The following is a 13697-nucleotide window of genomic DNA, read 5'->3' as shown; positions in this document are numbered from 1 at the left end:
GTTTACTTATCGTGCTGGCTGTCAATCTTTCTTGACAGCCATCTTCCGCATCACCGTGTTCTGACATATCATTTTAAGGTTATTGGCTTAAAACGGTGAATTTCCCATGCGTCTTGAAGTCTTCTGTGAAGACCGTCTCGGTCTGACCCGCGAGTTACTCGATCTCCTTGTTTTACGTAGCATTGATTTACGTGGCATCGAGATTGATCCTGTCGGGCGAATTTACCTCAATTTTGCCGAAATTGAATTTAATACTTTTAGCAGCCTGATGGCTGAAATCCGCCGTATCGCTGGCGTTACGGATGTACGCACCATTCCCTGGATGCCGTCTGAGCGCGAGCACCTCGCCCTGAGCGCCTTGCTTGAAGCCATGCCAGAGCCTTTCCTGTCACTGGATTTGAAAAGCAAAGTTGAGCGGGTAAACCATGCGAGTTGCCAGCTGTTCGCCCAGAGTCAGGACAAGCTCACTCATCACCATGCCGCGCAGCTGATCCCGGGGTTTAATTTCCAGCGCTGGCTGGACAGCAACCCGCAAAATACGCATAGCGAGCATGTGGTGATCAACGGGCAGAATTTCCTGATGGAGATTACGCCGGTGTACCTGAAAGGAGAGAACGACACTCGCGTTCTGACCGGGGCCGTTATCATGCTGCGCTCTACCGTGCGGATGGGCCGTCAGTTGCAAAATCTCTCCAGCCAGGATGTGGGAGCGTTCAGCCAGATCATTGCCGTCAGCCCGAAAATGCGTCATGTGGTCGATCAGGCCCGTAAGCTCGCCAGCCTGACCGCGCCGCTGCTGATTACCGGCGATACCGGGACCGGGAAGGATCTGCTGGCCCACGCCGTGCATCTTGCCAGCCCACGCGCGGCAAAACCGTATCTGGCGCTGAACTGTGCCTCTATTCCTGAGGATGCCGTCGAAAGCGAGCTGTTTGGTCACGCCCCGGAAGGCAAAAAAGGCTTCTTCGAGCAGGCGAATGGCGGTTCCGTGCTGCTGGACGAAATTGGCGAAATGTCGCCGCGCATGCAGGCCAAACTGCTGCGCTTCCTGAACGATGGGACCTTCCGTCGCGTAGGGGAGGATCACGAAGTTCACGTGGATGTGCGCGTGATTTGTGCCACCCAGAAAAACCTCGTTGAGCTGGTACAGAAAGGGATGTTCCGGGAAGATCTCTACTATCGACTGAACGTGTTGACGCTAAACATTCCACCGCTGCGCGATTGTCCACAAGATATCATTCCGCTGACGGAGCTGTTTGTGGCACGCTTCGCCGACGAGCAGGGGGTACCGCGTCCGAAACTGTCAGCCGATCTGGGTACGGTGCTGACGCGCTACGGCTGGCCGGGAAATATTCGTCAGCTGAAAAACGCCGTCTATCGTGCGCTGACGCAGCTGGAAGGGTACGAGTTGCGTCCTCAGGATATCCTGTTGCCGGATTACGATGCCGGAACGGTATCGGTGGGCGAAGAGGCGATGGAAGGCTCGCTGGATGATATTACCAGCCGTTTCGAACGTTCCGTGCTGACACAGCTTTATCGCAGCTACCCAAGCACGCGTAAGCTTGCAAAACGCCTGGGGGTATCCCATACCGCGATTGCGAATAAGCTTCGTGAATATGGACTCAACCACAAGAAGGGTGACGAATAACGATAAAAGCCTCTGTAAAGAGGCTTTTTTTACACTTACTCTTTCGCCAGAGGCGTGGTATCTACCTCGACTTTTGTCTCTCCCTGAATCCCCGCAATTTTCTGTTCAACCTCTTTCACCTGTTCCTTGCTGTGAAGCAGGGTATAGGTCAGGTCGAACTGCGTGCTGGCGCCAGGTTGTAGCTGCTTAACGCGTTTCTCCTCGCGTTCAATGGTGACGGGATAGGCGTAGCTGGTTCCCGGCTCAATACCCGTGACATAGCCCTGTTTGAGCGTATCGGTATTTTTCCATAAGGTCAGGACAGGCAACTGCCGCGTGTCGAACTGAATTGACGCACCTTTGTCTCCCGCTTTATTGACCACTGCCGCCAGGGTTTCATGATTATTATCCGCGAGCGGTTTGATATTGAAGACCATTTCATCAAAGCCCTGAGTGGGGCCAGCGTAGGTTTGCCAGTTATCCAGACCCGCTTTGGCATAGTCATTGAAAGGACCAATGCTGGCGGCCGGCGCAAGGAAGCGGGCACCTTCTTCGAGGATTGGCGTACCAAAGTTGCTGTGATAGATAATCTGATAATCATGAGGATAATCAGCATGGTTAGTCAGAACATCATGCAGGCTGAACTGGTTGCTGCCCGGTACGTAACGCAGTTCGGTCATCGTCTGCAGATCTGCTTTTTTAAACGTGCTCTCTTTGATTAATCCGCGAATGCGAATTTCATGCGGTGCGGCATCAGCAACATCGACTTCCACCTGCGACGCAGGCGTATTTCCCGCCTTGCCGTGCAGGGTATAAATCTGACCGTCAGCCGTGACCGGGTGGCCTGTCCATTCATAGCCGCAACGAACCATCATTTCGTTGAAACCTTCCAGCCAGCCAAGTCCGTTTCGACTTTCCAGATTGATATAGGCCGGATTCACCACCTCTTTGACAGGCGAATCCCACCCCATTCGAGTACCAAAGCCTTCGACATGCAGCAGATTCATCCCACGCGTCGGGCTGAGGGTAATTGTCAGACCATTTTTGCTGCTTATAACGATTACCTTGCTGCCTTCCTGCTTGCCACCATGCAGGACTTTTTGCTCGATGCTGAAAGGCTGTCCCTTAAACTTCAGCTCATCGCTGGAAATTTTCCAGTTTCCTTTCTCCACGCCGCTTTCAGCGCTTGTCAGCACCCAGGTTTTAGCGGCGGCGTGTCCAGATATCAGTACCGCAAGGACCGTAAAAGCCAGTTTAATCTTCATATTTAATCCCTTTTGCTGAAACGATTTTTTATCACGTAAGCAAATCTAATGTTTAGGGGAGAAGGGAAATGTGACGGGCTTCACTGGCGGAGAAATTGCGGTTTTTAAACCTTTATCATGTGTTAGCGATCTCGTTATGGTGAGAATGGAACGTTTTTATTTCATGATATATGTGATTTTAGAACGTTTTTGCTTTAACGATTCAGCTATTGAGGCAATAAAAAACCCCGCATCGGCGAGGTTTGGAACGCAAGGTCTATTCTTAAATAAACCTTTTATTTCATTACATTGCTAAGCTTTATAAAATGCCTGTAAATAATCAGGCTTTCAGTGATTCCAGCGCAGCGGTGTAGTCAGGTTCGGTGGTGATCTCGTTGACCAGTTCGCTGAACACGACGTTATCGTTTTCATCGATTACCAGCACGGCACGCGCCGCCAGGCCTTTCAGTGGGCCTTCAGCAATGCCAACGCCGTATTTTTCCAGGAAATCCGGGCTGCGCAGAGTTGAAAGGGTGATGACGTTGCTCAGACCTTCAGCACCGCAAAAGCGGGACTGCGCGAATGGCAGGTCTGCTGAAACGCACAGCACCACGGTGTTGTCCATTTCAGTGGCCAGCTGGTTGAATTTGCGCACCGATGCGGCACAGACGCCGGTATCAATGCTTGGGAAAATGTTCAGTACTTTGCGTTTGCCAGCAAACTGGCTCAGTGTGACGTCAGACAGATCTTTAGCCACCAGAGTAAAAGCCTGCGCTTTGCTGCCAGCCTGAGGAATGGAACCTGCTACAGCAACCGGGTTGCCCTGGAAATGAACGAGTTGTGACATAGATATCTTCCTGTTTACATATAGTTAACGTCGAGGCTAGTGTATGCCATCAGCGGATAACACGGCAAACCAATTTTTTCGCCTTACCGGGCTGCAAGGAGTCAGTGATGAGAAGCGTTAAGGTCTATGAAGAAGCCTGGCCATTGCATACCCCGTTTGTGATCTCCCGTGGCAGCCGAAGTGAAGCCTGCGTGGTGGTGGTCGAAATAGAAGAAGAAGGGGTTAAAGGGGTTGGTGAATGCACGCCTTATCCTCGCTACGGAGAAAGCCTTGCCTCGGTGATGGCGCAAATTATGACCCTGGTACCTGACCTGCAAACCGGGTTGACGCGTGAGGCGTTACAGCAGCGTTTACCTGCCGGGGCGGCCCGTAATGCAATTGACTGTGCGCTGTGGAGTCTTGAGGCGGCGAAGCAGCAGATATCCTTACCGTCGCTGGTCGGCGTGACGCTTCCGGAGAAAGTGGTGACCGCGCAAACCGTGGTGATTGGCGAGCCGGAGCAGATGGCTGCCAGCGCAAACGCGCTCTTTGAGGCTGGCGCCACGCTGCTTAAGGTGAAACTCGACGATCGCTTGATCAGTGAACGCATGGTCGCCATTCGCGCGGCGGTGCCGGACGCCACGTTGATTGTCGACGCCAACGAATCATGGCACCCGGAAGGGCTGGCCGCGCGCTGCCAGCTGCTGGCCGATCTGGGGGTGGCTATGCTGGAGCAACCGCTTCCGGTACAGGATGATGCGGCATTGAAGAACTTTATCCACCCATTGCCGATCTGCGCCGATGAAAGCTGCCATACCCGTGACAGTCTCGACGGTTTAGCGGGCTGCTATGAGATGGTGAATATCAAACTCGATAAAACCGGTGGGCTGACCGAGGCGCTGGCGCTGGCGTCGCAGGCACAGGCGAAGGGGTTTACGTTGATGCTGGGATGCATGCTCTGTACTTCCCGGGCGATTAATGCGGCGCTACCGCTGGTGAATCAGGTCCGGTTTGCCGATCTCGATGGCCCGACCTGGCTGGCGGTTGACGTTTCGCCTGCGCTCACCTTCACCAGCGGAGTGCTTCATCTCTGAGGCTGCCAGCGCAGAAGATCTACCATCGCTTTCAGGTATTTTTCGCTGGCTTCGTCGGAAGAAATGGGGGGGAATTCAGCGGTGATGCAGTGCAAATCCAGATCGGCGCACCAGCTACCAAATGACCCCGGTGTTTCATAGCCGACGCTGCTGACCAGAGGCAGGGCAAAGGCATCGGCAAGCCACTGTCCCAGCGCGGAGTGACGGGGATCTTCAATACAGGCCAGCGGATCGTGAAATGAGACAACCCACGCGGGGTGGATCTTGTGGATTAACTGGCAGAGTGCCTGTGTTTCTGGCTCTGAGCCGGGTTTTTCTCCCGTCAGTAACACCACGTCACGCTCTTCAGCCGAGCTGTTCCAGCGGTATACCGTTTCACCGGCGCGCCAGTTGGCCGCCGGGAAGTTGCGGTTTAAGTCTATCCCTCTCGCATTCGCCCGCAGCCCAAGCTGACAGCCATCCGGGTTGACGGTCAGGATCACATGATGTCGGCGTAGTGTCGGTGCAAGGGTGCGTAACGCGCAGGAGAGGGTGACGATCGAGGAGTTCTCATCGCCGTGCGTTCCCGCAATAATCAGGCCGCTATGACGATCGGCATCCGGTGCGGGAAACCAGATCAGCGGTGCACCTAAGAAAGACTGGCCATAATGTTCGGTGCCTGGCGGGAAAGCGCCACGTTCCGTTCTTGGTCGGGTAACTGCCATAGGAAATCCTGATAAAGAAGTGCTTACTGGCAGTGTTGTGCAAAACCCACGTTTAATCAAATAGTTTCATCGAAGGATGAAGATTGCCAGATATCACCTTTCCGGCTTAAGGTATTTGCATTTCGCCGTTTCGAAACAAATAATTACGCATTCGCGTATTACCGATTTCTAAAGGGGATCTCATGAAGCATCCTGTTTCGCTGCTTTTTTCTGCACTGTGCCTTTGCGGGCTATCGTCATTTTCTTACGCTGCTGATGTGCCAAAGGGGACGGTGCTGGCGCAAAAACAGGAGCTGGTCAGACACATCAAAGACGAACCCGCGTCACTGGACCCGGCCAAGGCCGTGGGGCTACCCGAGATTCAGGTGATTCGCGATCTGTTTGAAGGCCTGGTTAATCAGAATGAGAAAGGGGAGTTGACGCCGGGCGTGGCGACGCGCTGGCAGAGTAACGATAACCGCATCTGGACATTTACCCTGCGTGATGATGCAAAATGGTCTGACGGCACGCCGGTCACGGCGCAGGATTTTGTTTACAGCTGGCAGCGTCTGGTTGACCCGAAAACCACCTCGCCGTTTGCCTGGTTTGCTGCTCTGGCAGGCATTAACAACGCTCAGGCGATTATTGATGGCAAAGCCGCGCCCGATACGCTGGGGGTAGCGGCGGTGGATGCCAGAACGTTACGCGTTCAGCTCGATAAACCGCTGCCGTGGTTCAGCAACCTGACGGCAAACTTCGCGTTCTATCCGGTTCAGAAAGCGAACGTCGAAAGCGGTAAAGAGTGGACGCGTCCGGGCTCCCTGGTGGGCAATGGTGCCTATGTGCTGAAAGATCGTGTGGTGAATGAGAAGCTGGTCGTTGTGCCGAATACCCACTACTGGGATAACGCGAAAACTGTTCTTCAAAAAGTGACGTTTATTCCGATCAACCAGGAGTCTTCCGCCACCAAACGCTACCTGGCAGGTGATATTGATATCACCGAGTCGTTCCCGAAAAACCTTTATCAGAAATTGCTCAAGGATATTCCTGGACAGGTATACACGCCACCGCAGCTGGGAACGTATTACTATGCATTTAACACGCAAAAGGGGCCGACCGCCGATTCCCGCGTGCGTCTGGCGCTGAGTATGACCATCGATCGCCGGATTATGGCGGAGAAAGTGTTAGGTACGGGAGAAAAACCAGCCTGGCATTTCACGCCTGATGTGACGGCAGGTTTCACGCCAGAGACATCACCGTTTGAGCAGATGTCGCAGCAGGAGCTAAACGCGCAGGCCAAAACCTTGCTGCAGGCGGCGGGGTATGGTCCTCAGCGTCCACTGAAGCTGACCCTGTTGTATAACACTTCAGAGAATCATCAGAAAATCGCAATTGCGGTGGCTTCGATGTGGAAGAAGAACCTGGGGGTAGACGTCAAACTGCAAAACCAGGAGTGGAAAACCTATATCGATAGCCGAAACACCGGGAATTTTGATGTGATCCGCGCGTCCTGGGTCGGGGACTACAACGAGCCATCGACCTTCCTGTCGCTGCTGACCTCAACCCACAGCGGCAATATCTCCCGTTTTAACGACCCGGCTTACGATAAGATCATCAATCAGGCGACGCTTGAAACCACCGCGGAAGCCCGTAATGCGGATTACAATCGTGCGGAGAAGATCCTCACGGAAAAAGCGCCAATTGCGCCGATCTACCAGTACACCAACGGACGTCTGATTAAACCCTGGGTGAAGGGATATCCGATCAATAATCCTGAAGACGTGGCGTACAGCCGTACGATGTATATTGTGAAGCACTGAAAAACGCGAGTCTGCTAATTTATTTCCCCTCCTGATACTGCGCTGGCCCGATATCACGTGCCAGCGCTTTTCTGTTCATTCTAGATCGTGAAGATGGCGCTGCATTGATACTGTGTTTTACAGCGCTGGGTATTGCTCTGTTTTTTTAAATTAAGCGAAATATTCATATTTTGAATATATTGCATTTCGTTAAAAAAACTGTCCATTATTGGACTTTTTAATGGGTGTCGCGTCTTGCGGAAGCGTGTAAACATTGATGCGGGTCATACTATTAGGTAGCGCTGTAGATATTTTCTCTTGTATTGATTTAAATCAATAACGTTGCTTTGTTTGGATATGGATCTTCATTTTTTCGCAGAAATAGCCACTAATGCTGACTATTTTCGGAGTTGTGGTTGATATTTCTTTATGAAAAGGCATGCTGCAAAACCATATTTTATTTATATAGAGTAAAATTCTTAAGGAATGTCTTAATTTGGCCTTTGATTCCAGGTAGTTGATCTATTGTAGCGTTTTGTTCTAATATCGATTTATTCAGAAACGTCGTTAACTTCAACAAACATTCCTTAAGGAAAGGGACTGCTATGGCTGATACGTTCCAGAACGAAGTGCCTAAGGCACGCATTAATTTAAAACTTGCATTGCATACCGGAGGGGCGCAGAAGAAAGTTGAGTTACCCCTTAAATTACTCACTGTCGGTGATTTCAGTAACGGCAAAGAGAGCCGGCCATTATCTGAAAGAAAGAAAATTAACGTCAACAAAAATAACCTCAACAGTGTACTTTCGGAATTTAACCCGGAGGTCAACATGACGGTTCCGAATACGCTGGCGGGTGAGCGTACGGAAGAGAATGTGACGCTGCGCTTTTCAGATATGAAAGATTTTGAACCCGAACAGGTGGCCCGACAAATTCCCCAGCTTCGTGCCATGCTGGCGATGCGTAATTTATTACGCGACCTCAAGTCCAATCTGCTGGATAACGCCACTTTCAGAAAAGAGCTCGAGAAAATTCTTAAGGACCCGGCGCTGTCTCAGGAATTACGTAACGAAATGAATGCCCTGGCCCCGAAATAAAAACGGGCGCGTCTTTTAATGGATTAAACGAGAGAATGCTGATGTCTGTTAATACTGAAAATGGCTCCGCGCAGGGGCAGACCACTGTGCTGGAAAAAGAGAGCGTCTACGCCTCCCTGTTCGACAAAATCAACCTGACCCCGGCCACAAGCCTGGGCGATATCAATGCGTTTCTGGACGATGCCGCACTGTCTGATGCTCCGGCAGGTGAGCGCCTGACGGCCGCGATGCAGGTATTTATGGACTGCATCCGCAAATCCGGCCAGCCTGTGGAAAAACTCGATAAAACCCTGATTGACCACCATATCGCGGAGCTGGATTTCCAAATCAGCCGCCAGCTGGATGCGGTGATGCATCATGCAGAATTCCAGAAAGTGGAATCCCTGTGGCGCGGTCTGAAGCAGCTGGTGGACAATACCGACTACCGCCAGAACGTGAAAACGGAAATTCTGGATGTGTCAAAAGAGGATCTGCGCCAGGACTTTGAAGACGCGCCGGAACTTATCCAGAGCGGCCTGTACTGGCACACCTATACCGCTGAATACGACACCCCGGGCGGCGAGCCGATTGGCTCGGTTATTTCAGCGTACGAATTTGACGCAAGTCCCCAGGACGTGGCGCTGTTGCGCAATATCTCGAAAGTCTCTGCCGCCGCGCATATGCCGTTTATCGGTGCCGTCGGGCCGAAATTCTTCCTCAAGGAATCGATGGAAGAGGTGGCCGCGATTAAGGACATCGGTAACTACTTCGACCGTGCCGAATACATCAAATGGAAATCCTTCCGCGACACCGACGATGCCCGTTATATCGGCCTGGTGATGCCGCGCGTGCTGGGGCGTCTGCCTTACGGTCCGGACACGGTGCCGGTTCGCAGTTTCAACTACGTTGAGCAGGTGAAAGGTCCGGACCACGAAAAATACCTGTGGACGAGCGCATCTTTCTCCTTCGCCTCCAACATGGTGAAGAGCTTCATCAACAACGGCTGGTGCGTGCAAATTCGTGGCCCACAGGCAGGCGGGGCCGTGAAAGACCTGCCGATCCACCTGTACGATCTGGGTACCGGCAACCAGGTGAAAATCCCGTCAGAGGTGATGATCCCGGAAACCCGCGAGTTTGAATTCGCTAACCTGGGCTTTATTCCGCTGTCGTACTACAAGAACCGCGACTACGCCTGCTTCTTCTCGGCGAACTCGGCGCAGAAACCGGCGCTGTACGACACCGCCGACGCCACTGCCAACAGCCGCATCAATGCCCGTCTGCCGTATATCTTCCTGCTGTCGCGCATTGCGCATTACCTGAAACTTATTCAGCGCGAAAATATCGGTACGACGAAAGATCGCCGTCTGCTGGAGCTGGAACTCAATACATGGGTACGCAGTCTGGTGACCGAAATGACCGATCCGGGCGACGAACTACAGGCCTCACACCCGCTGCGCGACGCGAAGGTGGTGGTGGAAGACATTGAGGACAACCCAGGCTTCTTCCGCGTGAAGCTGTTCGCGGTGCCGCACTTCCAGGTGGAAGGCATGGACGTGAACCTGTCGCTGGTGAGCCAGATGCCGAAGGCGAAAGCGTAAGTTAAGGCAGGAAGCCAATGAAAACGGAACAACCGTTATGGGGCAGGGGCCAGATGGTCTCTCCCCAGCACTTCCAGCAACAGGCCGCGTATGCGGCCTGGTCTGCGGAATGCATCGCCCGGTTAGGTCTCTCCCATCCCTGGGGAGTGATTGATGCCACTTTCGAACCGGATGCACTGAAACTGGGCCGCCTGCAGGCTCGTCATCTGCACATTCGTTTCCCTGACGGGACGCTTATCGACACTGATAATGCTGACGATCTGCCACCGGTGCTGGCGCTTGAGAGTGGATCACAGGATGCGGTGGTGGTGCTGGCCCTCCCGCTGCTGCGGGCGAATGGCGGCAACTGTCTTACACCCGATGCGGTGGCCGAACGCCCTGTTCGCTATCGCCAGCGCTGGCGGGATATCCGCAACGCTTATGGGGACGATACCCGCCAGATTGCGGTGATGAAACCTGAGTTGACGCTACGGTTTGCCTGTCAGGACAACAGCGATTATCTGACCTGCCCGGTTGCCCGCCTGCAGCAGGATTCGCAGGGGGCATGGTTACTGGATGAGACGTTTCTTCCGCCACTGCTGGCTCTGCAGGGCAGTCGCTGGCTGATGACCCAGCTGGAACAACTGATGAGCCAGCTACGTGTACGCCTGAGTCGGCTTATGGCCATGCGCCGGGAAAGTAATGAGCGGATGGCCGATTTTGCCGTGGCGGATGTGTCCCTGTTCTGGCTGCTCAATGCCCTGAACAGCGCAGAACCCGTGCTCGGACAGTTTCAGCGCCACCCGCAAAGCCCGCCGGAGCGTCTATATCCGGAACTGGCACGCCTGGCGGGCAGTCTGCTGACTTTCTCGCTGGAGCATCAGGTGAGTGCGATCCCGGTCTGGCAGCACGAGCAACAGAATAACGTCTTCCCGCCGCTGTTTGATTTACTGGGCGACCTGCTGGAAGCCAGCCTGCCGTCGCGGGTGGTGGCGATTGAGCTTGAGCACGATGCCCGGCTGCACTTCTGGCAGGCCCGTCTGCATGACCCACGTCTGCGTGAAGGGGCTGATTACTACCTCTCGGTGCGTTCAACGGCACCGGTGGCACAACTGCAGGAGCAGTTCCCGCGCCAGTGCAAGGTCGGCAGCCCCGATCATGTCAGAAGTATCGTCAATTCATCGCGGGTCGGCGTGCCTCTGACGCCGCTGCGCCATGTACCGGCAGCCATTCCGTTACGTCTGGAAAATCAGTATTTCAGTCTTGATGTCTCTCATCCTCAGGCCACTGAAATGCTTCAGGGTGGGACCTGCATGTTTTACGTTCCGGGCATGCTCGGCGAGCCTGAACTTGAACTCTTTGCGGTGCTGAGAACATGAGTGAGCGTAAACGCGGCACTGCCGCGGCCATTGATATTGATGCCCTGCTGCAGGACACCTGGCTTCAGGTGATCAGCCTGCGTCACGGTCCGACGTTTCAGGAGGGCGAAGGGCGCACGCTGTGGGAGCGCTGTATTGCTGATGTCGAACGTGTGCAGCGTGAGCTGAAAGCGAGTGAACTCGATGAAGCCAGCTGTCAGCATATTCTTACCGCACAGTGCGCCCTGCTCGATGAGGCGGTGAAAGGTCGTGGTGTGGAAGATGACGCCTGTGTGCAGTGGTATGACATTCCCCTGCAGGGGCACTTCCTCGGCACTATGGACGCCGGCGACACGCTGTGCGATCGGATGCGCGATGTGCTGCGTGAACCGGCGCCTGACCACGCTGTCGTGACCTGCTTCCAGCGGGTCATGATGCTGGGTTTTCTCGGCAGTTACCGCTCACTGAATGACCCGGAGCGCCAGAAACTTGTCAACGCACTCAGTGAATATGTCACGCCGTTCAGCTATCCACAGTCCTACCCCGTACTGGCGGAAAGTCATACCGGGCGGGGAATCATGGGCGGCTGGCTGGCGTCATGGCCCGTACGTATTGGTCTGAGCGTGATAGTGGTCGCTGCACTCTGGTGGGGACTGGATCGCTGGCTGGATCAGTTGCTGCTAACCCTGTTGCCGGGGGCCGTGAAATGAGCCCTGTACAACGGCGCGGGCTGGCGTTGTGGGCCGTCCTGCTAAGTGCCGTGGTCTGCCTGAGTTTTCTGCCTGTATCCAGGTGGGTTTCTGTGCTCATTCTGTTGGTGGTTCTGGGGCTTATCGTGGCGTTCTGGACTGTCGCCAGTCGCCGTGAACAGCATGATGTCACCCTGCGCCTGGAGGACCTGCCTGACGCAACTTACCGTCAGCCTGTAGTGCTGGTTTGTGGCGATCTGCCTCTGGCCTGGCCGCATTCGTCACCGGTACTCACTGTCACGCAGGGATGCTGGATCCGCGTGGAGGATCATCATGATCTGGCGCAGGTCGCCCGTCAGATACTGTGGTTACGTCCTGACTGGGGACGTCAGCTTTCGGTGATGGTCAGCGTCTGTCCGCAGCAGCACCATGACAGCGAAGCCCTGACCAGTCGACTGCTGACCCTGCGCTGGCATATCAGCCAGCTGCGTAAAGCAACCGGTCACTCTGTGCCGCTGGTGCTGAATGGTCAGGTCGGCAGCGCGATGACGAATGACATGTTCTGGCAGGCGGTTTTCCCGGGAGAAGGCGTGAGGGTCTGGCGTGAATCTTCAGCCCCGGGGTCTGTTGCTGAATGGGTTACCTCCGGCGGAACGCCTGCGGTGCAGCAACAGGTGCTGATGAATAGTCTGATGAACTGGTTCCGTCAGCATGTCCAGGCCGTCTTTATGGATGAGAACCCCGATGTGCCGGTCATTGCACCTGTTGCGGTGCTGTGGGGAATGGGGCCGATCCTGGCCGGAAGCCTGGCCACATCGGCCTGGACGACGTGGCTTTCCCGTCACACCGCGATGCAGCAAGTGTCTGGCTGGCAGCCGGTGGGAACGGACAGTACGGTCATCTCCCTGTTCCCGGATTTTATTCTGCCATTACTGCCGGAAGGGCGGGGCCTGACACCGCGTGAGCGAACCTGGCGTTGTGCGCTCGGGATTTTCACGCTGGCGGCCATTGCTGCACTGCTCAGCAGTGGCTGGAACAACCGCCAGCTGCTGCAACGCGTGAGCTTCGATATTGTCCGTTACAACAGCATCGCCATGGATGATTACGGTCCGAAAGCCAGCGCCGTACAGGTGCTGCGCGAGGATGCGGCGCTGCTGGATGAGCATGCACGCAATGGTGTACCGGCCCGGCTGGGCCTGGGGCTTTATCGGGGAGTACGTCTGCGAATACCGGTGCTGGAAGCGATCCGTTCGTATGTACCACCACCTCCTCCACCGAAGCCTGTAGAAAAGGTCGCGCCGAAAATCATCCGCCTCGACAGCATGTCGCTGTTCGACACCGGCAAATGGGCGCTGAAACCCGGCACCACGAAGCTGCTGGTGAATTCGCTGGTGGGCATTAAGGCGAAGCCCGGCTGGCTGATTGTGATAGCGGGTCATACCGACAGCACGGGCGATGACCAGTCCAACCAGGTGCTGTCGCTTAAGCGTGCGGAGTCTGTGCGCGACTGGATGCGCGATACCGGCGACGTGCCGGAGAGCTGCTTTGCGGTGCAGGGCTACGGCGAAAGCCGTCCTGTTGCCACCAACGACACGGCGGAAGGCCGGGCGCTGAACCGCCGTGTCGAAATCAGTCTGGTGCCGCAGGCGAATGCCTGTCAGCTGCCGGGCAATACCCCCGCGCCATCGCAGGATGATGGCGTCTCAAAAAATGAAATGGAGTAA

Annotated in this window: 11 protein-coding genes; 8 read left to right on the top strand and 3 right to left on the bottom strand. The window is 54.7% G+C overall.

Features of this window, described 5'->3' with window-relative positions:
- The first annotated feature begins 106 nt into the window (after positions 1-106).
- Entirely contained in the window at positions 107-1648 is a 1542-nt protein-coding gene (tyrR, locus tag ACQG22_RS12475; RefSeq protein WP_013096421.1) for a transcriptional regulator TyrR, read from the top strand.
- Positions 1649-1683: 35 nt separating this feature from the next.
- Here the strand turns inward: tyrR and ACQG22_RS12470 are convergent, their stop codons facing one another.
- The gene (locus ACQG22_RS12470; protein WP_038986166.1) at positions 1684-2892 is read right to left on the bottom strand and encodes an aldose 1-epimerase family protein; all 1209 of its coding nucleotides are present in this window, start codon (positions 2890-2892) and stop codon (positions 1684-1686) included.
- A 319-nt stretch (positions 2893-3211) separates the two neighbouring features.
- Entirely contained in the window at positions 3212-3718 is a 507-nt protein-coding gene (tpx, locus tag ACQG22_RS12465) for a thiol peroxidase (protein WP_013096423.1), read from the bottom strand.
- Between the two features lie 107 nt (positions 3719-3825).
- Between tpx and ycjG the strand changes: the two genes are divergently transcribed.
- Complete coding sequence (gene ycjG / locus ACQG22_RS12460; RefSeq protein ID WP_013096424.1) at positions 3826-4791, top strand: L-Ala-D/L-Glu epimerase; 966 nt, start codon at positions 3826-3828, stop codon at positions 4789-4791.
- Here the strand turns inward: ycjG and mpaA are convergent.
- Positions 4782-5495 carry a murein tripeptide amidase MpaA gene (gene mpaA, locus ACQG22_RS12455; RefSeq protein ID WP_013096425.1) on the bottom strand — a complete coding sequence of 238 codons (714 nt, stop codon included), beginning with the start codon at positions 5493-5495 and terminating at the stop codon, positions 4782-4784. The genes ycjG and mpaA overlap by 10 nt on opposite strands.
- Before the next feature lie 182 nt (positions 5496-5677).
- On the opposite strand from mpaA, the gene ACQG22_RS12450 reads away from it, so the two are divergent.
- The 6 genes from ACQG22_RS12450 to ACQG22_RS12425 all read left to right on the top strand — a co-directional run bounded on the left by ACQG22_RS12450 (position 5678) and on the right by ACQG22_RS12425 (position 13697).
- Entirely contained in the window at positions 5678-7294 is a 1617-nt protein-coding gene (locus ACQG22_RS12450) for a peptide ABC transporter substrate-binding protein (RefSeq protein ID WP_095454494.1), read from the top strand.
- A 584-nt stretch (positions 7295-7878) separates the two neighbouring features.
- Positions 7879-8370: a type VI secretion system contractile sheath small subunit gene (gene tssB / locus ACQG22_RS12445; RefSeq protein WP_369706963.1), complete on the top strand. Its 492-nt coding sequence runs from the start codon at positions 7879-7881 to the stop codon at positions 8368-8370.
- Between the two features lie 41 nt (positions 8371-8411).
- Positions 8412-9947 (top strand): type VI secretion system contractile sheath large subunit, encoded by a 1536-nt coding sequence (gene tssC, locus ACQG22_RS12440; protein WP_045903418.1) that lies wholly within the window; start codon positions 8412-8414, stop codon positions 9945-9947.
- Positions 9948-9964: 17 nt separating this feature from the next.
- Positions 9965-11305, top strand: a complete 1341-nt coding sequence (gene tssK / locus ACQG22_RS12435; RefSeq protein ID WP_369706962.1) for a type VI secretion system baseplate subunit TssK — start codon at positions 9965-9967, stop codon at positions 11303-11305.
- Positions 11302-11994, top strand: a complete 693-nt coding sequence (gene tssL / locus ACQG22_RS12430) for a type VI secretion system protein TssL, short form (protein ID WP_013096431.1) — start codon at positions 11302-11304, stop codon at positions 11992-11994. Before tssK ends, tssL begins: the two co-directional genes overlap by 4 nt.
- Positions 11991-13697 (top strand): OmpA family protein, encoded by a 1707-nt coding sequence (locus tag ACQG22_RS12425; RefSeq protein WP_369706961.1) that lies wholly within the window; start codon positions 11991-11993, stop codon positions 13695-13697. Before tssL ends, ACQG22_RS12425 begins: the two co-directional genes overlap by 4 nt.

The sequence above is a fragment of the Enterobacter cloacae complex sp. 309I3 genome, assembly GCF_050031595.1.
Classification (GTDB): domain Bacteria; phylum Pseudomonadota; class Gammaproteobacteria; order Enterobacterales; family Enterobacteriaceae; genus Enterobacter; species Enterobacter cloacae.
This window is presented reverse-complemented; position numbering and strand designations above follow the sequence as displayed.